Raw genomic sequence first — 16211 nt, 5'->3', positions numbered from 1 at the left:
TCCTGACTGTGGTTCAGCAGGCTCAGCAGAGCCATTTCTTTGGGTTTTCCGGCTGTTATTGGCCTGCTGAACCAAAGTCAGGAGCCAGGTCGAGGGGGCTGAGGTGGGTGGCGGGGCCCAGCCAGCGGGTCAGGGTTCCGCCGCGGTCCAGGCGGAGCGTGACCGCGCCGTCGAGGTCCGGCGCCGGCGCAGGGCGGTCGGGCCCGCCGGGGCCGTCGAAGCTGTCGGGCCCGCCGCGGCCGTCGGAGCTGTCAGGGCCGCCGGGGCCGCCGGGGTCGCCGGGGCCGTCGGGGGGACTTCCACGCACGTCGGTGACGGTGTCGATCACCGCGTGGTCGCCGAGGACGCCGGGTACCGGGTGGTCGCCCGCGGCGGTCAGCTCCTCGACCAGGATCGGGCCGACGTCGTCGGCGACGTCGGTGCGCAGGGTGATCCGGCCGCCGCACTCGCCGGACCGGCCCAGCACCACGGTCTCCCGCAGGGTGAGGCGGGCGTCGGTGGCGAGCCGCGCTGTCGTGGTGCGGCGCACGTCGGCGCCGCTCGCCACGACGAACGGGAGCCCCGCCCAGGTCAGGCCCGCCCCCGGCCCGAGGCGGATGTCGGCGTCCCATCGGCAGGCTTTCCCGTCGCCGTCGTACGCCACGGTCCCGCCGACGTCGGTCAGCGTGAGCGCGCACCCGGGGTCCACCCGCACGCTGACGATGACGTGGTCGCCGCCGAGCAGCATGGCGCCGCCCGCGACGAGCGCGACCTCCGCGCGCGTCCCGTCGCGGGCGACGAGGCGCGCTGCCAGCAGGCCGTCGGAGGTCCGGACACGCACGGGTGCACCGAACCCCGTCGGGCGTTCGACCGCAACCCGGGTCACTCGCGGGGTCGACGGCGCCCGCGGAACCGCAGTCGTTGGGCTCCCGTCCGGCACTTCCGGCAATGCGTCCGGGTCTGGTGCGTCCGGCAATGCGTCGAGGTCTGGTGCCTCCGGCAATGCGTTCGAGTCCGGCGCGTCCGGCAACGCGTCCGGGTCCGGCGCATCCGGCATGGGCGCGTCCGGCATAAGCGCATCCGGCAACGCGTCCGGCATGGGCGGGCCTGTGCTCAGCATCTGCTGGTCAGTGGGCGTGGGAGTGGTCGTGCGAGTGGTCCCCGTCGTCGTGGCTGTGCACGTAGCCTCCGCCGTCCTCGTCCGCGTGGAAGTGCGGCGCCATGGGGCCCGGGTCCTGGGCGACGTGCGCGCCCGCGCGGAAGCTGGCCAGCACGCCGAGCACCCAGGCGCGCAGCTCGGCGACCGAGGCGTCGTCGCTGCGGGAGAGCGCCACGACGGCGCGGTTCTCGCGCGCCGCGGATGCATCGGCGACCATCCGGTCGACGTCTACGCCCACGTGCGGCGCGAGGTCGGTCTTGTTCACCACGAGCAGGTCGGCGCGGCCGATCCCGGGACCGCCCTTGCGGGCGACGTCGCCGCCGCCTGCGACGTCGAGCACGAAGATCTGGGCGTCGACGAGCGCGGGGGAGAAGGTGGCCGTGAGGTTGTCCCCGCCCGACTCGATGATCACGAGGTCCAGCGGGTCGAAGTCGCGCTCCAGGTCCTCGGTGGCCAGCAGGTTCGCCGTGACGTCGTCGCGGATCGCGGTGTGCGGGCAGGCGCCGGTCTCCACCGCGCGGATGCGCTCGGGCTCGAGCACGCCCGCCGAGCGCAGGAACCGCGCGTCCTCGTCGGTGTAGATGTCATTGGTGATTACGCCGATACGCAGCTCGGCGCCGAGGGCCCGGCAGACCGTTGCGATCAGGGAGGACTTGCCCACGCCGACGGGCCCGGCGACTCCCAGGCGGAGGGCGCGCGCGGCGGGGGCACGGCCGTCGTCGAGCACAAGGTCAGGTGCAGGTGCAGGTGCAGGTGCATGAGCTGGCGCAGGTGCAGGTGCAGGTGCAGGTGCAGGAGCTGGCGCAGGAACGGGAGCGGGAGCAAGCGCACGAATATGAGCGGGAGCGGGAGCGGACACGGGATCAACGGCGGAATCAGGCACGGAACAACCTTTGGCTCAGGAGGGCGTGGGCCTGTGCCCAGCCCTCGGTCTGCGGGGAACCGGAGGCCGGGATGTCCTCCGGAGTGGTGCACGCCGCGACGCGCAGCACGTGCTGCTCCGCCGCGGCGCAGGCTTCGAGGACCCAGCGCGCGGGCGTGACCGGGTCGAGCGGTTCGAGCTTGAGCAGGGCGGACGCCGCCGTCTGGGCGTCGTCGTAGACGGTGAGGCGCACGGTGTCGGCGGCGGGCAGGCCCGTCGCCGCGGCGACAGCGCCCAGCACAACCGCTCGGGGGAGTGGCCCGTGGGCCGCGTCGTGCGCGACCAGCGCCCGCACGGCGGGCGCATCCGCCCACAGCGTGCGCGCGAGCCGCAGGTACCCGCGCCCGAGCAGGCGGGCGGCGTCGCGCAGCGCGGGCGCGGGCGTCCGTGCCGCCCAGGCGCGGACGACGTCGGCGAGGTCGAAGGCGCCGGCGGGCCGGACGCCGTCGGGCACCCCGCGCGGCTCCCCGACGGCGGTCCCGCCGGGCGTCCCGCGCGGCTCCCCGACGGCGGTCCCGGCGAGCAGCCGCGCCGTCACGACGGCGGTGCCGGCCTCCACGAGGCTCACCGTGGTCGCCCGCCCGAACAGCCAGGCGGGCACCTCGCTGGTGGGCATGCCGCCCAGCAGCGCGGGCTCGAGGCTCGCCGAGTGCGCGTGCCCGCCGCTGGGCAGGCGCGCGTCCGCGAGCAGCATCGCCACCGAGAGCGCGTGGGCTGAGGTCACGCGCCACCTCGAGGTCCAGCGCCGGAAGGCCGGGGCGTGGTGTGGCCGAACCGCAAGTTGGTGACGATCCCACCCACCGAACCGCAAGTTGATAGTGCGCCGTCTGGCCGAACCGCAACGACACGCCGGTGCCACGCCGCACGTCGGCATGTCGTTGCGGTTCGGCGACCCTGAACGTTCATCAGAACATCGAGTAGAGCTGGGCGAGCGGCAGGCGGACGGCTGGGGCGGGCTCGACGAGGTCGCCGTCCACGCGGATCTCGAACGTGTCCGGCCGGATGTCGATCCGGGGCAGGGCGTCGTTGTTGCGCATGTCCGCCTTCCCGACGTCGCGGGTGGGCGCGACGGCGGCCAGCTCCCGCCGCAGCCCGAGCCGGTCCGCGAGCCCGTCCTCGATCGCGGCCGGGGCGACGAACGCGAGCGAGAGGTCGGCAGCTATCGCGTCCCCGAACGCGGGACGCTGCAGCACCGGCTGCGGCGTCGGGATGGACGCGTTCGGGTCGCCCAGCGCGGCCCAGGCGATCACGCCGCCCTTGAGCACGACGTCGGGCCGGACGCCGAAGAACCGCGGGTCCCACAGGACGAGGTCCGCGAGCTTGCCGGGCTCCACCGAGCCCACGTGGGCGTCGATGCCCTGCCCGATCGCCGGGTTGATCGTGTACTTGGCGACGTAGCGGCGCGCGCGCTCGTTGTCGGCGGGCTCCGAGCTCCCCAGCGGGCCGCGGCGGTGCTTCATCACGTGCGCCACCTGCCACGTGCGGGTGATCACCTCGCCGATGCGGCCCATGGCCTGCGCGTCGGACGACGTGACGGACAGCGCGCCCATGTCGTGGAGCACGTCCTCGGCGGCGATCGTCGTCGCGCGGATGCGGGACTCGGCGAACGCCAGGTCCTCCGGGACCGCCGGGCTCAGGTGGTGGCAGACCATGAGCATGTCGAGGTGCTCGGCCACAGTGTTCACCGTGTGCGGCAGGGTCGGGTTGGTCGAGCCCGGGATGACGTGCGGCAGCCCGGCGATCGTCAGGATGTCGGGCGCGTGCCCGCCGCCCGCGCCCTCGACGTGGAAGGCGTGGATCGAGCGGCCGCCGATGGCGTCGATCGTCGACTGCACGAACCCCGCCTCGTTGAGCGAGTCCGAGTGCAGGGCGACCTGCAGGCCCCACTCCTGTGCGGCGCCCAGGGCCGCGTCGAGCGCGGCCGGGGTGGCGCCCCAGTCCTCGTGGATCTTGTAGCCGCCCGCGCCGGCCAGGGCCTGCTCCGCCAGGGCGTCGGCGCTGACGGTGTTGCCCTTGCCGAGCAGCAGCACGTTGACCGGCACGGGGTCGAGGGCGCGCAGGATGTGCCGCAGGTGCCCCGCCCCCGTCACGGTCGTGGCCTTGGAGCCCTCGGACGGACCGGTTCCGCCGCCCGCGACCGTCGTGATGCCCGTGGCCAGCGCCTCGTGCAGCTGCGACGGCGAGAGCAGGTGGACGTGCGCGTCGAAGGCCCCGGCCGTGAGGATCCTGCCCTCGCCGGAGATGACGTCGGTCGACGGCCCGATGACCAGGTCGGGGTGGACGCCGTCGGCGACGTCCGGGTTGCCCGACCGGCCCAGGGCGACGATGCGCCCGTCGCGCACCCCGACGTCGGCCCGGACCACGCCCCACCAGTCCAGGACGACGGCGTTGGTGATCACCGTGTCCAGGGCGCCCTCCGCGCGGGTGCGGGTCGACTGCGCCATCGACTCCCGGATCGACTTGCCCCCGCCGAACACCGCCTCCTCGCCGCCGGCCGTGCGGTCCTCGGTGACCTCGATCCACAGGTCGGTGTCGCCGAGGCGCACCTGGTCGCCGACCGTCGGGCCGTACAGCGCGGCGTACCGCTCGCGATCCACCCACGCCATCAGCGTTCTCCCTGCTCGTTCGCGACAGCCCTGGCCGACTGCAGACTTTGCCCACGCTCGGCCGACGACTGCAGACTCGGTCGCGGTTTGCGGCCCACCAGCCGCAACCAGGTCTGCAGTCGGCATCCAGGGCCGCGTCCAGGTCTGCAGTCGGCCATCAGCGTTCCTCCTGCTCGTTCGCGACCGGGCCCAGTGCGCCGCCGTCGGTCTTGCCGCGCTGGAGCCCGGGCACGCGACGCGCCCCGCGGATCGTCACGGCGTCGACCTGGCGGCTCGCGCCGGGCTCGAACCGCTGGGAGGTGCCGGAGGGCACGTCGAGCCGGAACCCGTGCGCAGCCTCGCGGTCGAACTCCAGCGCGCCGTTGGCGTCGGGCAGGTGCAGGTGGGAGCCGATCTGGACGGGCCGGTCGCCGGTGTTCAGGACGACGAGGCGCAGGCGCTCGTGCGGCGCGCGGTCGGCGTTGATCTCGATGCGGCCCGGGGCTACGCGGATCGCACCCGGCCCGGTGGACGTGTGGGCTGACATGTGGACCTCCTACTGGACCGGGTGGTGCAGGGTGACGAGCTTGCGACCGTCGGGGAACGTGGCCTCGACCTGGACGTCCACGAGCATCTCCGCGACGCCGTCCATCACCTGCTCGCGGACGAGGACCTCGCGGCCGGTGTCCATGAGCGTCGCGACGTCGGCGCCCTCGCGGGCCCGCTCGATGACCCAGCAGGACAGGAGCGCCACCGACTCCGGGTAGTTGAGCCGCACGCCGCGCGCCAGGCGGTCGCGCGCGACCATCCCGGCGGTGGCCAGCAGCAGCTTCTCGACATCACCAGGCGTCAACCGCACACCCCCACCCCCTCCAAGGCTTGGTTGTGGGCGCGATCGTTGCGCCCAAAACGGACGGATAGTCGCAACCGTCGCGCCCACAACCAAGAGGCGGCGGTTTGGGCGGTCATAGGGTCAGCGCCTTGCGGGCGTCCGCGGCGGCGTCCGCCCCGCCGCCCTGCCCCCGGTGGGCGATGCGGCCGGAGGTGAGCACGGCGAACTCGGCGGCGTGCTCCACGGCGTAGCCGATGTGCTGCTCGACCAGCAGCACGGACAGGCTTTCTGCGGCGGTGAGCGCCGAGATCGCGTCGTAGATCTCGGTGACGACGTTGGGCTGGATGCCCTCGACCGGCTCGTCGAGGACGAGCAGGCGCGGCCCCGTGACCAGCGCCCGCGCGATCGCGAGCTGCTGGCGCTGCCCGCCGGACAGCAGCCCGGCCTGGCGTCCGAGCAGGTCGCGCAGCGCGGGGAAGAGGTCGAGCGCCTCGTCCGTCCGACGTCGGCCCGTGCGCCCGTGCGCGTCGGCGACCACCTGCAGGTTCTCCCGCGCGCTGAGCTGCCCGAACGACTGCTGGCCCTGCGGCACGTAGGCGATGCCGCGCCGCACCCGTTTGTGGGGCGCGAGCGCCGTGACGTCCTCGCCGGCGAGCCGCACCGACCCGGCGCGCAGGGGCAGCAGGCCGAGCACGGCCCGCAGCAGGGTCGTCTTGCCCGCGCCGTTGTGGCCCAGGACGGCGGTCAGCGCCCCGTCGGGGACTGCCAGGTCGACGCCGTGCACCACCGTCGTCCGCCCGTAGCCCGTGGTCACGCCGCTCAGCTCCAGCATCACGGGAGGTCTCCTTCTGTAGTGGCGGGCCCGGCCGGCGCGCCGAGGTAGACCTCGACGACGGCGGGGTCGTTCTGCACCTCGTTCACCGTGCCCTCGGCCAGCACGCGCCCCTGGTGCATCACCGTCACGGAGTCGGCGAAGGAGCGCAGGAACTCCATGTCGTGCTCGACGACGACCACCACCCGCTGCGACCCGATCCGGCGCAGCAGCTGCCCGGTCTCCTCGCGCTCGGCGTGGGTCATCCCGGCCACCGGCTCGTCCAGCAGCAGCAGGTGGGCGTCCTGGACGAGCAGCATCCCGATCTCCAGCCACTGCTTCTGGCCGTGCGCGAGCACCCCGGCCGGCACGTCGCGCAGCGCCGTCAGCCCCACGGTCTCCAGCGCGTGCTCGACCGCCTCCGGCGTCCCCCGACGGCGGCGCAGCAGCGTCAGGGGCCTACGCCGCGCGCCCGCGGCGATGTCGAGGTTCTGCAGCACGGTCAGCTCCTCGAACACGCTCGCCGTCTGGAACGTGCGCCCGACGCCGGCGCGGGCGATGCGGTGCGTGCTGCGCCCGAGCAGCTCCGTCCGCCCGAAGGCGACCGACCCCGTCGCCCGGACCAGCCCGGTCACCGCGTCGATGAGCGTCGTCTTGCCCGCGCCGTTCGGGCCGATCAGGAACCGCAGGTCGCCCTGCGTGACCGTGAGGTCGACGTCGCGCACCGCGACGAAGCCGTCGAACTCGACGCGGAGCCCGCGCACCTCCAGGTAGTCGTGCCGAAAACGGGAGGTGTCGGTCCCGAGCAGCGCCTCGGCCGCGGCCAGGTCGATCTCGGTCTCCGGCGGCTGCGCCGTTGCTGGCGTGTCACTCATGCCGGGCTCCTCTCCGGAACCAGTTCGGGGCCGGGCCCCGCATCGGGCGCCGCGTCGCCAGGCGCCGCCTCCCCAGGAGGCGCGGCGGCACGACGACGGCGCAGCTTCCCGGCGACCGACGCGAGACCGCCGGGCAGGAACGCGATGACGAGGATGAACAGCGCGCCCTGGAAGTAGATCCAGCCCGACGGGAACTGCTCGGAGATCGAGGTCTGCGCCCAGCTGACCGCTATCGAACCGAGCACCGGGCCGAGCAGGGTCGCGCGCCCGCCGATCGCCACCCCGATGAGGAAGCCGATGGACGGCACCACGCCGACGTCGGCCGGCGAGATGATCCCCGCGATCGGGACGAACAGCGCGCCGCCGACCGCGGCCATCACCGCCGCGACCACGTACGCGACCACCTTCACCAGGGCGGGGTCGTAACCGAGGAACCGCACGCGGTCCTCCTGGTCGCGCACGGCCACCAGCAGCTCGCCGAACCGGGAGACGGTCAGCCAGCGCACCACGGCCACCATCACGAGCAGGACGCCGGCCGCGATCAGGTAGAGCATCTGCTTGTTGACCGGGTCGGCCAGGTCGTAGCCGAAGAACGCGCGGAACCCGTTGAGCCCGTTGGTCCCGCCGGTGGTCTGCTGCTGCCCGATGAGCAGGATCGCGAATGCCGCCGCAAGCGCCTGGGACAGGATCGCGAAGTAAGCGCCCCGCACCCGGCGGGTGAACACGGCCCAGCCGAGCAGCGCGGCGAGGGCCGCCGGGACGAGCAGGACCAGCAGGATCGCCGAGACCGGTGACCGCAGCGGCTCCCACCAGCCCGGCACCTGCCCCGTGCCGTACAGGAGCATGAAGTCGGGGACGCCGCCCGGGCCGGCGTCGGCCAGCTTGAGATGCATGGCCATCAGGTAGGCGCCGAGGCCGAAGTAGACCCCCTGGCCCAGGGTGAGCAGCCCGCCGCGGCCCCACGCCAGGCCGATCCCTACCGCGACCATGGCGAGGCAGAGGAACTTGGCGAGCAGGTCGAGGCGGAACGGGCTGAGCACGGCGGGTGCCAGGAGCAGGAGGGCGGCTGCGAGGGCGAACGCCGCGAGGGTCCGGGCGCGGCCGGGTCGCAGCAGGGCGGTGAGGACGGTCATGCGAGGCTCCTCGTCCGGACCGAGACCAGCCCCTGGGGTCGTAGCTGGAGGAAGGCGACGATCGCGACGAACACGAGCACCTTGGCGACCGAGGCCGTCGTCGAGTACTCGAAGAACGCCTGCATCAGGCCGAGCGCCATCGCTGCGATCACGGTGCCCTTGATCTGGCCGATGCCGCCGGCCACGACGACCAGGAACGCGTCGACTATGTAGTTGGTCCCGAGCGTCGGCCCGACCGAGCCGAGCAGCGTGAGCGCGACGCCCGCGATACCGGCGAGCCCGGAGCCGATGAAGAACGTGACCCGGTCGGTGGCGCGCGACGAGATGCCGGACGCCTCGGCCAGGTCGCGGTTCTGCACGACGGCGCGGATCCGCCGGCCGAGCGGCGTGGCCCGCAGGGCCAGTGCCAGGGCGACCACGCACACGGCGGCGAGCGCCAGGATGAACAGGCGGGTCCTGGGCAGCGCGAGCCCGCCGATCTCGACGGCGCCCGACAGCCACGCCGGGGCGCTGACGTCCACGTTGGGCGCGCCGAACACGTCCCGCGCGACCTGCTGGAGCACGAGCGCGACACCCCAGGTGACGAGCAGCGTGTCCAGCGGCCGCCGGTACATCCGGTGGATCAGCGTCGCCTCCAAGAGCAGGCCGAGCAGGCCGCCGACGACGAAGCCGAGCGGGAGCGCGACCAGAAGGCTCACGCCGGCGTCGCCGACGACTCCCTGGACGACGAACGCCGTGTAGGCGCCCGCCATCATGAACTCGCCGTGGGCCATGTTGATGACACCCATCTGGCCGAAGGTCAGGGAGAGGCCCAGGGCGGCGAGCAGGAGGACGGAGCCGAGGCTGAGTCCGGCGAAGAGCTGGGCGATGATGTCCATCGAGGGTCCGTTTCGTCTCGGGCCCTGGTCAGGACAGGCCGTCGGCCCAGTCGTAGCCCTCGAGGTACGGGTCGGGCTCGATGGGCTCCTCGGAGCTCCACTCGGTGTGGATCAGGCCGTCCGCGCCGATCTTTCCGATGAGGGCGGTCTTGGCGATGTGGTGGTTGTCGCCGTTCACCACGACCTTGCCCTCGGGCGCGTCGTAGGTGGCTCCGTCGGCCGCGGCGGTGACGTCGTCGACGGCGAACGAGCCGGCCTTCTCGACCATCTCCTTCCAGAGGTAGAGCGAGGTGTAGGCGGCCTCCATCGGGTCGGAGGTGGGCCGGTCCTCGCCGTACTCGGCCTTGAAGGCCTCGACGAACGCCGTGTTCTCGGGGCTGTCGACGGTCTGGTAGTAGTTCCAGGCGGTGAGCTGGCCCTCGATGTTCTCGACGCCGATGCCGCCGACCTCCTCCTCGGCGATCGACACCGAGACGACGGGCATGTCGTCGGCGGACATCCCGGCGTTGTTGTACTCCTTGAAGAACGCCACGTTGGAGTCGCCGTTGAGCGTGTTGAACACGGCGTCGGCGTCGGCGGACTTCACCTTGTTGACGATCGTGGAGAAGTCGGTGTGGCCGAGCGGCGCGTATTCCTCGCCGACGATCTCGATGTCGTGGGCCTCGGCGTAGGCGTTGATGATCTTGTTCGCCGTGCGCGGGAAGACGTAGTCCGAGCCGACCAGGAACAGGGACTTGGTGCCCTGCTCGACGAGGTAGTCGAGGGCGGGCACGATCTGCTGGTTGGTCGTGGCGCCGGTGTAGAAGATGTTCGGCGAGGACTCCAGGCCCTCGTACTGCACCGGGTAGAACAGCAGGGAGTCCTGCGCCTCGAACACCGGCAGCATCGCCTTGCGCGAGGCCGACGTCCAGCCGCCGAACACGGCGGCGACGCAGTCGCTGGTGATGAGCTTGCCGGCCTTCTCGGCGAAGACGGTGGGCTCGGACTGGCCGTCCTCCGAGACGATCTCGAGCTGCTTGCCGAGCACTCCGCCGTCGGCGTTGATCTCCTCGGCGGCGAGCTCGAGGGCGTCGTGGACGGTCTGCTCGGAGATCGCCATCGTGCCCGAGAGCGAGTTGAGGAAGCCGATCTTGACCGTGTCACCCGACGTGTCGACGCAGCTCTCGGCCGAGGCCGACGGGGCACCCCCGGCGTCGACCCGCGCTCCGCAGGCGCTCAGGGCGAAGACGCAGAGGGCGGCGAGTGAGACGGTGCTCAGACGCGTCGCGCCGTTGCGCGACGTGGACCGTAGACGCATGGGGGATGCTCCGTTTCGTGGCCGTCGGCCCGGTGTGGGCCGACCGGTTAGGTTCAAATGAACCTAAGTGGACGTAGATGTCGCTCCAGTTCTTCCGCTGTAACTTTCCTGTTTCCCGGCGGCCCCTCGTGTTTCGGCGGGCGTACGCCAGCGCTGCGCTCCCGCTTCCGAGACCTTGTGCTCTAGCGTGACGACATGGCACTCCTGAAGACCGTCCCGACCTGGCCTCATCTGTACGTGGAGGGCGAGGCCGCATGGTGAGCGACGACGTCGTCGTCCAGGCGGCCCGGGATGCCGACGCCGCTGCCCGCGCGGCCGGGGTGACGGTCCGGGAGGTGTCGGAGGTGGACGAGCTGGCCGTCGTCGGCGACCTGTTCACGGACGTCTGGGGCAAGCCGGAGGTCACCACCGAGCTGCTGCGCGCGTTCAGCAAGACGGGGAGCTACGTGGGCGGCGCGTTCCGCGACGGCACCCTGGTGGGCGCGTGCGTGGCGTTCCATTCGGCACCGCAGCAGCGCTCGCTGCACAGCCACGTCGCGGCTGTGACGCCCGGGACCGGCGGGCGCGGGGTCGGCTTCGCGCTCAAGGTGCATCAGCGCGCGTGGGCGCTCGCGCTGGGCCTCGACGAGATCGCCTGGACCTACGACCCGCTGATAGCGCGCAACGCGCACTTCAACATCACCAAGCTCGCGGCCCGGCCCGCCGAGTACCTGCCGAACTTCTACGGGCGCGTGTCCGACGCCATCAACGGCGGCGAGGACAGCGACCGGGTCCTGGTCCGCTGGGACCTGCGCGCGCCGGAGGTCGCCGCCGCGTGCGCCCCCGGTCGAGAGGGCGCGGCGGACGCCGTCGGCCCGGACGCCGTCGTGCCCGTACCCGCCGACATCGAAGGGCTGCGCGCCACCGATCCCGCCGCGGCCCACGACTGGCGGCTGCGACTGCGCGAGAGCCTGGGGCCGTACCTCGCGGCCGGTACCGTCGTCGGCTTCGACCGCGAGCGCGGCTACCTCATCCACGCCCCGATCGAAGGAGCCCGCCCGTGAAGCTGCAGGGAGTCGAGCTGCGCAGGATCACCATGCCGCTCGTGGCGCCGTTCCGGACGTCGTTCGGCACGGAGCACGAGCGCGACGTCCTCCTGCTGCGCGCCGTGACCGACGGCGCCGAGGGCTGGGGCGAGTGCGTGGCCATGGCCGAGCCGCTGTACTCCTCGGAGTACGCGGACGCCGCCGCCGACGTGCTGCGGCGGTTCCTGCTACCCGCCCTCTCGCGGCATCAGGAGTCCGCTCGGCGGCCCGGCGGTCCGGGCGGCATCGCTGCGTCCGACGTCGGACATGCGCTCGCGCCCATCAAGGGACACCGCATGTCGAAGGCGGCCCTGGAGATGGCGGTGCTCGACGCCGAGCTGCGCACCCTGGGCCGGTCGTTCGCCGGCGAGCTGGGCGCCGTCGTCGACCGCGTGCCGAGCGGCGTGTCCGTTGGCATCCACGACACGATCCCCGCGCTGCTCGACGCCGTCGACGGTTACCTCTCCGATGGATACCAGCGGATCAAGCTGAAGATCGAGCCCGGCTGGGACGTCGAGCCCGTACGGGCCGTGCGGGAGCGGTTCGGCGACGGCGTGCTGCTGCAGGTCGACGCCAACACCGCGTACACCCTGGGCGACGCGCGGCACCTGGCGCGCCTCGACCCGTTCGACCTGCTGCTCATCGAGCAGCCGCTCGAGGAGGAGGACGTGCTGGGCCACGCCGAGCTGGCGCGCCGCATCCAGACGCCCGTGTGCCTGGACGAGTCCATCGTCTCCGCCCAGACCGCCGCCGCCGCGATCACGCTCGGCGCCTGCTCGATCATCAACATCAAGCCCGGCCGCGTGGGCGGATACCTGGAGGCCCGGCGCATCCACGACCTCGCCGTCGCGCACGGTGTTGCCGTCTGGTGCGGCGGCATGCTGGAGACCGGGCTCGGGCGGGCGGCCAACGCGGCGCTCGCGGCCCTGCCAGGATTCACGCTGCCGGGCGACATCTCGGGGTCCGACCGGTTCTACCGCACCGACATCACCGAACCGTTCGTGCTCGACGACGGCCACATCGCCGTGCCAGCCGGCCCCGGCCTGGGCGTGGCGCCGCTCCCGGACCTGCTCGACAAGTTCACGACGTCCACGGAGTGGGTGTCGGTGGGGTAGCTGCGATCCGCAGCGGACGAGGTGTTCGACCCAGCGGTTCGAGTGCCGAACCTACGTGTCTGCCGGCGGTCACTCCGGTGCGACCCGCAACCTAAACGTCCGGGCGGTCGCCGAACCGATGGATGTTGGTCCATCGAGCGCTCGGTGGACCAACATCCATCGGTTCGACGCCCTCTACGGCGGGTAGGTTGCGGGTCGGGGGTGGGGAGTTAAGGCTTCGGTGGTCGCTCCGAGGGGGAGGCGGGGGTCAGCAGCTGTTGGAGCCGTACGCCGCGTAGCGATGGGCGCTGTCGCCCTCGTGCCACCAGAAGTGGCGGCCCTGGGTGTTGCGGTAGACCGTGAAGTTGGAGCTCGTGCCGTCGTAGACGGCCCTCGCGCTGCCGTCGGTGTACTCCACCACCTGCGTGAACTTGTTGTCGGCCTTGCCCCAGGTGTTCGGGCCGGCCTTGCCGTCGTCCGCGAGGTCGCTGTACCGCGCCTGGAAGTTCTCCGTAGCCGCCTTCGTGTTGGAGCCGAAGTGCCCGTCGATGCCGGACGCGCTGAGCAGCCCCTCCGCGCGCAGCACCTGCTGCCACAGGCAGGTCGCGGTGGAGGACGAGTAGGAAGTGGTCGAGACGGTGCCCTCGTCTCCCCAGTCGTCGGCCATGCTGCCTGCGCCGCTGACCCAGCCGTCGTTCGTGTTGGCCGACGCCGGCGCGGCGGTCGCCAGCATTCCGCCGGCCAGGACGAGGCCGGTGAAGGCGGCGATGGTTCCGGTCGCCATCTTTCTGATTCGCACTGGGTGCTCCCGTCGTCGTGTAGGCCACACATGTGACCGAGCACTACTCAACTCCGGAAGGGTCTCGCTGAGAACGACCTTGCATCTCAGTGCAAACGTGCTCCCGCGAGCACTTCCTCGGCCACAACCAGGTCCTCCCAGGACATGCCGGTGCTCTTGAAGACGAGCGGCCGCGCCGGGTCCGGATGGACGGCGCCCGTGACGACGTCGCGCATCGGGACCAGGTCCTGGGTCCGCAGCGCGCCGTCGGCGATGGCCAGCACGACGTCGCCCGCCTCGCGCAGGGCGGCGCCGGGATCCTCGACGACGACGGTGGCGCGGGCGAGCAGCCCGGCCGGAAGCTCCCGGGCGTCGGGCTCGTGCGAGCCCACCGCGATCACGATCGCCGTGTCCGCGATCAGGGCGGCGTCGAACAGCGGCTCGCGCGCCGACGTCGCGCACACGACGACGTCGGCGGTGCGGAGCGCGGCGTCGGACTCCTCGCTGCCGAGCCGGACGATCTGCGCGCCGTCGATCGGGGTGACCCGGCCCGGGTTCCGGACGAGTTGGGTGACCGGGGCGAGTTCCCGGCGTCCTCGCAGGACGTCAGCGAGGGTCGCGACGTGCCCGTGCGCCTGCGGGCCGGAGCCGATCACGGCCACGCCCAGCGGATCCAGCAACGGCTCCTGTCCCGGCGCTGGACCTGCCTCTGGACCCGGCGCTGGACCCGGCGCTAGACCCGGCTTTGGACCTGCTTCTGCACCCGGGTCCAGATCCGGACCCGGACCCGGCGCTGGACCCGGCTTCGCGAGGAGGCGGTCCAGGACCGCCGCGACTGAGACGGCGGGCGTGCGCAGCGTGGTCAGCGTGATGCCGTCGAGCATCGCGACGACGCCCAGCGTGGCGGCGTCGAGCAGCAGGTACGAGCCCTGGATTCGGGGGAGACCCAGATCCGGGTTGGCGGGGGCGACCGTAGCCAGCTTGATCCCGACGTGCGCCAGGTCGCCGCCGCCGTCCGACGGCATGAGCAGGAGCTGACCGGCGTCCAGCGGGACTGCCTGGCGGGGCAGGTCGGCGGCCGGGTCCAGGCCGCGGGTCAGCGCGGATCGGATGGCGACGACGGCGTCGGCGGGTGGGCACGCGGCGGCGACCGCCGCGGCGTCCAGGACGAGGGGCGCGCTCATCGGAGCACGAACCCGGGCACGAGGGGGTCGGCGTCGTCGACCACGAAGCGGTGCTCGCCCGTGCGGTACGCCATGCCGGTGACCTGGGGTATCACCGCGGGGAGGTCGCCGACGCGGGTCGTGCCGACGATCGTGCCGGTGAACTCCGAGCCGACTATCGACTCGTGCCGGAGGATCGCGCCGCCGACGCCGACCCGGCCGTCGTCGGCCAGGACGGCAAGCCGGGCGGCCGTGCCGGAGCCGCAGGGGGAGCGGTCGACCTGGCCGTCGGCGAAGACCGTCACGTTGCGCTGGTGCACCGTGTTGCTGTTGCCGGGGCCGAAACCGGGACCGTCGTTGACGCCGGGGCCGCTGCCGGGGTCGCCGCCGCCCGGTTCGCCCACTTCCTCGTACAGGATCGTGCCGTACACGCCGCTCAGGCGCGGGTCGGTGGGATGGACCGCCAGGCCGCCCGCGTCCAGCGTGCGCTTGATCTCGCGCCCCACCGCGATGAGGTCCCCGTAGCTCGCCGGGTCCACCGACAGGCCGAGGGTCGTCGCGTCCACGCTCGCGTAGATCGCGCCCCCGTAGACCAGGGTCGCCGACGCCTCGCCCCGCGGCGTCGGCACCGGCAGGTCGCGGGCCAGCACATAGCTGGGGACGTTGACGAAGTCGACGGCGACCGTGCGCCCGGCTGCGCGGTGCACCCGAGCGGTGACCCGGCCCGAGGGGACGTCCACGACCACGTCGGCGACGCCGTCGTCGGGCGCCGCCACCAGGCCGGTGTCCACGGCCCAGGCGCCGAGGGCGATCGTGCCGTGCCCGCACGCCGTCGAGAACCCGTCCTTGTGCCAGAAGAGGACGCCGAGGTGGGCGCCGGCGTCGTCCGGCGGGACGATGAACCCGCCGTACATGTCCGCGTGGCCGCGCGGCTCCGAGCACAGCGTCTGCCGCAGCGCCTGGGCCGCCGTGCTCGTCACCGCGCGGGCCCGGCGGTCGGCCACCGAGTCGCCCGGCAGCGGCACGGGCACGTCCGCCACGATCCGGAACGGCTCGCCCGCGGTGTGGTAGTCGGTGGTGTCGATGGTCTGCGTGATCACACCGGCTCGTTCCGGGCGGCGCGCCTAGCCTCGTCCCGGGCCTTCTTGGCCGCCTCCCGCTTGGCCTTGTTCGCCGCGTCCTTCTCCGGGTCCTCGTACAGGTCGGTCAGTCCGATCGCCGCGAAGAACGTGGTCACGAGGGTCACGAGGGTGGCGATGACCCAGAGCGTCCACTGCAGGACGGGCAAGGCATGTGCCAGCGAACCGAGGAACCAGATGCCCCAGGCCACGCCGCCGCCCACCAGGACGGTGAAGATGGCAAAGCCCACCTTGCCCCCGTCGAGCTTCCGCCGCTCGCGCCGCTCGGCACCGGTCGAGACCACCCGGCGCGCGGTCCGGACGGCCAGCTCGTTGACCGCGTCCTCCAGCGCCGCCTTGCCCTCGCCTGTCGGCATCTCGTTGTGGATGCTGACTAGGCGGTGCAGCCGGCGCTCGCTGCCGGGCAGCACACCGATGAACGAGACGATCGCTGACACGAGGGCGCCGATCGCAGGAAGGCCGACTGACAGTATCGACACCATTTCCGAGGTGATCACGGCGT

At 72.6% G+C, this 16211-nt stretch carries 18 protein-coding genes; 2 read left to right on the top strand and 16 right to left on the bottom strand.

What is annotated here, in order from left to right:
• Positions 1-55: 55 nt before the first annotated feature.
• The 12 genes from C8K30_RS02085 to urtA all read right to left on the bottom strand — a co-directional run bounded on the left by C8K30_RS02085 (position 56) and on the right by urtA (position 10471).
• Positions 56-820, bottom strand: a complete 765-nt coding sequence (locus tag C8K30_RS02085; protein ID WP_158280903.1) for an urease accessory protein UreD — start codon at positions 818-820, stop codon at positions 56-58.
• Between the two features lie 286 nt (positions 821-1106).
• Positions 1107-1799, bottom strand: a complete 693-nt coding sequence (gene ureG, locus C8K30_RS02080) for an urease accessory protein UreG (RefSeq protein WP_369939132.1) — start codon at positions 1797-1799, stop codon at positions 1107-1109.
• Positions 1781-1963 carry a hypothetical protein gene (locus tag C8K30_RS30885; protein WP_199230366.1) on the bottom strand — a complete coding sequence of 61 codons (183 nt, stop codon included), beginning with the start codon at positions 1961-1963 and terminating at the stop codon, positions 1781-1783. Before C8K30_RS30885 ends, ureG begins: the two co-directional genes overlap by 19 nt.
• Positions 1964-2013: 50 nt before the next feature.
• Positions 2014-2784 (bottom strand): urease accessory protein UreF, encoded by a 771-nt coding sequence (locus C8K30_RS02075; RefSeq protein ID WP_233256924.1) that lies wholly within the window; start codon positions 2782-2784, stop codon positions 2014-2016.
• 181 nt (positions 2785-2965) lie between these two features.
• The gene (locus C8K30_RS02070; RefSeq protein ID WP_108491212.1) at positions 2966-4666 is read right to left on the bottom strand and encodes an urease subunit alpha; all 1701 of its coding nucleotides are present in this window, start codon (positions 4664-4666) and stop codon (positions 2966-2968) included.
• 157 nt (positions 4667-4823) lie between these two features.
• A complete protein-coding gene (gene ureB / locus C8K30_RS02065) occupies positions 4824-5192 on the bottom strand; it encodes an urease subunit beta (RefSeq protein ID WP_108491211.1) in 369 nt (122 codons plus the stop codon).
• A 9-nt stretch (positions 5193-5201) separates the two neighbouring features.
• Positions 5202-5504, bottom strand: coding sequence for an urease subunit gamma (locus tag C8K30_RS02060; RefSeq protein WP_108491210.1), 303 nt, complete (start codon positions 5502-5504; stop codon positions 5202-5204).
• 106 nt (positions 5505-5610) lie between these two features.
• Positions 5611-6309, bottom strand: coding sequence for an ATP-binding cassette domain-containing protein (locus C8K30_RS02055; RefSeq protein WP_108491209.1), 699 nt, complete (start codon positions 6307-6309; stop codon positions 5611-5613).
• Complete coding sequence (gene urtD, locus C8K30_RS02050; protein WP_108491208.1) at positions 6309-7163, bottom strand: urea ABC transporter ATP-binding protein UrtD; 855 nt, start codon at positions 7161-7163, stop codon at positions 6309-6311. Before urtD ends, C8K30_RS02055 begins: the two co-directional genes overlap by 1 nt.
• Positions 7160-8296 (bottom strand): urea ABC transporter permease subunit UrtC, encoded by a 1137-nt coding sequence (gene urtC, locus C8K30_RS02045; RefSeq protein WP_108491207.1) that lies wholly within the window; start codon positions 8294-8296, stop codon positions 7160-7162. The genes urtD and urtC overlap by 4 nt, the downstream gene beginning before the upstream one ends.
• Positions 8293-9174 carry an urea ABC transporter permease subunit UrtB gene (gene urtB, locus C8K30_RS02040; RefSeq protein ID WP_108491206.1) on the bottom strand — a complete coding sequence of 294 codons (882 nt, stop codon included), beginning with the start codon at positions 9172-9174 and terminating at the stop codon, positions 8293-8295. The genes urtC and urtB overlap by 4 nt, the downstream gene beginning before the upstream one ends.
• 28 nt (positions 9175-9202) lie before the next feature.
• Positions 9203-10471, bottom strand: a complete 1269-nt coding sequence (gene urtA, locus C8K30_RS02035) for an urea ABC transporter substrate-binding protein (protein ID WP_108491205.1) — start codon at positions 10469-10471, stop codon at positions 9203-9205.
• Between the two features lie 254 nt (positions 10472-10725).
• Between urtA and C8K30_RS02030 the strand changes: the two genes are divergently transcribed.
• Both C8K30_RS02030 and menC read left to right on the top strand, forming a co-directional pair.
• The gene (locus C8K30_RS02030) at positions 10726-11514 is read left to right on the top strand and encodes a GNAT family N-acetyltransferase (protein ID WP_108491204.1); all 789 of its coding nucleotides are present in this window, start codon (positions 10726-10728) and stop codon (positions 11512-11514) included.
• Entirely contained in the window at positions 11511-12650 is a 1140-nt protein-coding gene (gene menC, locus C8K30_RS02025; RefSeq protein ID WP_108491203.1) for an o-succinylbenzoate synthase, read from the top strand. Before C8K30_RS02030 ends, menC begins: the two co-directional genes overlap by 4 nt.
• 247 nt (positions 12651-12897) lie before the next feature.
• Here menC and C8K30_RS02020 read toward each other — a convergent pair whose 3' ends face one another.
• From C8K30_RS02020 to C8K30_RS02005, 4 genes are all read right to left on the bottom strand, one after another.
• Positions 12898-13413, bottom strand: coding sequence for a peptidoglycan-binding protein (locus C8K30_RS02020; protein WP_108491202.1), 516 nt, complete (start codon positions 13411-13413; stop codon positions 12898-12900).
• A gap of 101 nt (positions 13414-13514) precedes the next feature.
• Positions 13515-14591: an ornithine cyclodeaminase family protein gene (locus C8K30_RS31135; protein WP_108491201.1), complete on the bottom strand. Its 1077-nt coding sequence runs from the start codon at positions 14589-14591 to the stop codon at positions 13515-13517.
• Positions 14588-15670: a proline racemase family protein gene (locus C8K30_RS02010; RefSeq protein WP_108491200.1), complete on the bottom strand. Its 1083-nt coding sequence runs from the start codon at positions 15668-15670 to the stop codon at positions 14588-14590. The genes C8K30_RS31135 and C8K30_RS02010 overlap by 4 nt, the downstream gene beginning before the upstream one ends.
• Positions 15667-16206 carry a hypothetical protein gene (locus tag C8K30_RS02005; RefSeq protein ID WP_146197300.1) on the bottom strand — a complete coding sequence of 180 codons (540 nt, stop codon included), beginning with the start codon at positions 16204-16206 and terminating at the stop codon, positions 15667-15669. The genes C8K30_RS02010 and C8K30_RS02005 overlap by 4 nt, the downstream gene beginning before the upstream one ends.
• Positions 16207-16211 lie beyond the last annotated feature (5 nt).

Source organism: Promicromonospora sp. AC04, from assembly GCF_003058225.1.
Taxonomy (GTDB): domain Bacteria; phylum Actinomycetota; class Actinomycetes; order Actinomycetales; family Cellulomonadaceae; genus Promicromonospora.
This window is presented reverse-complemented; position numbering and strand designations above follow the sequence as displayed.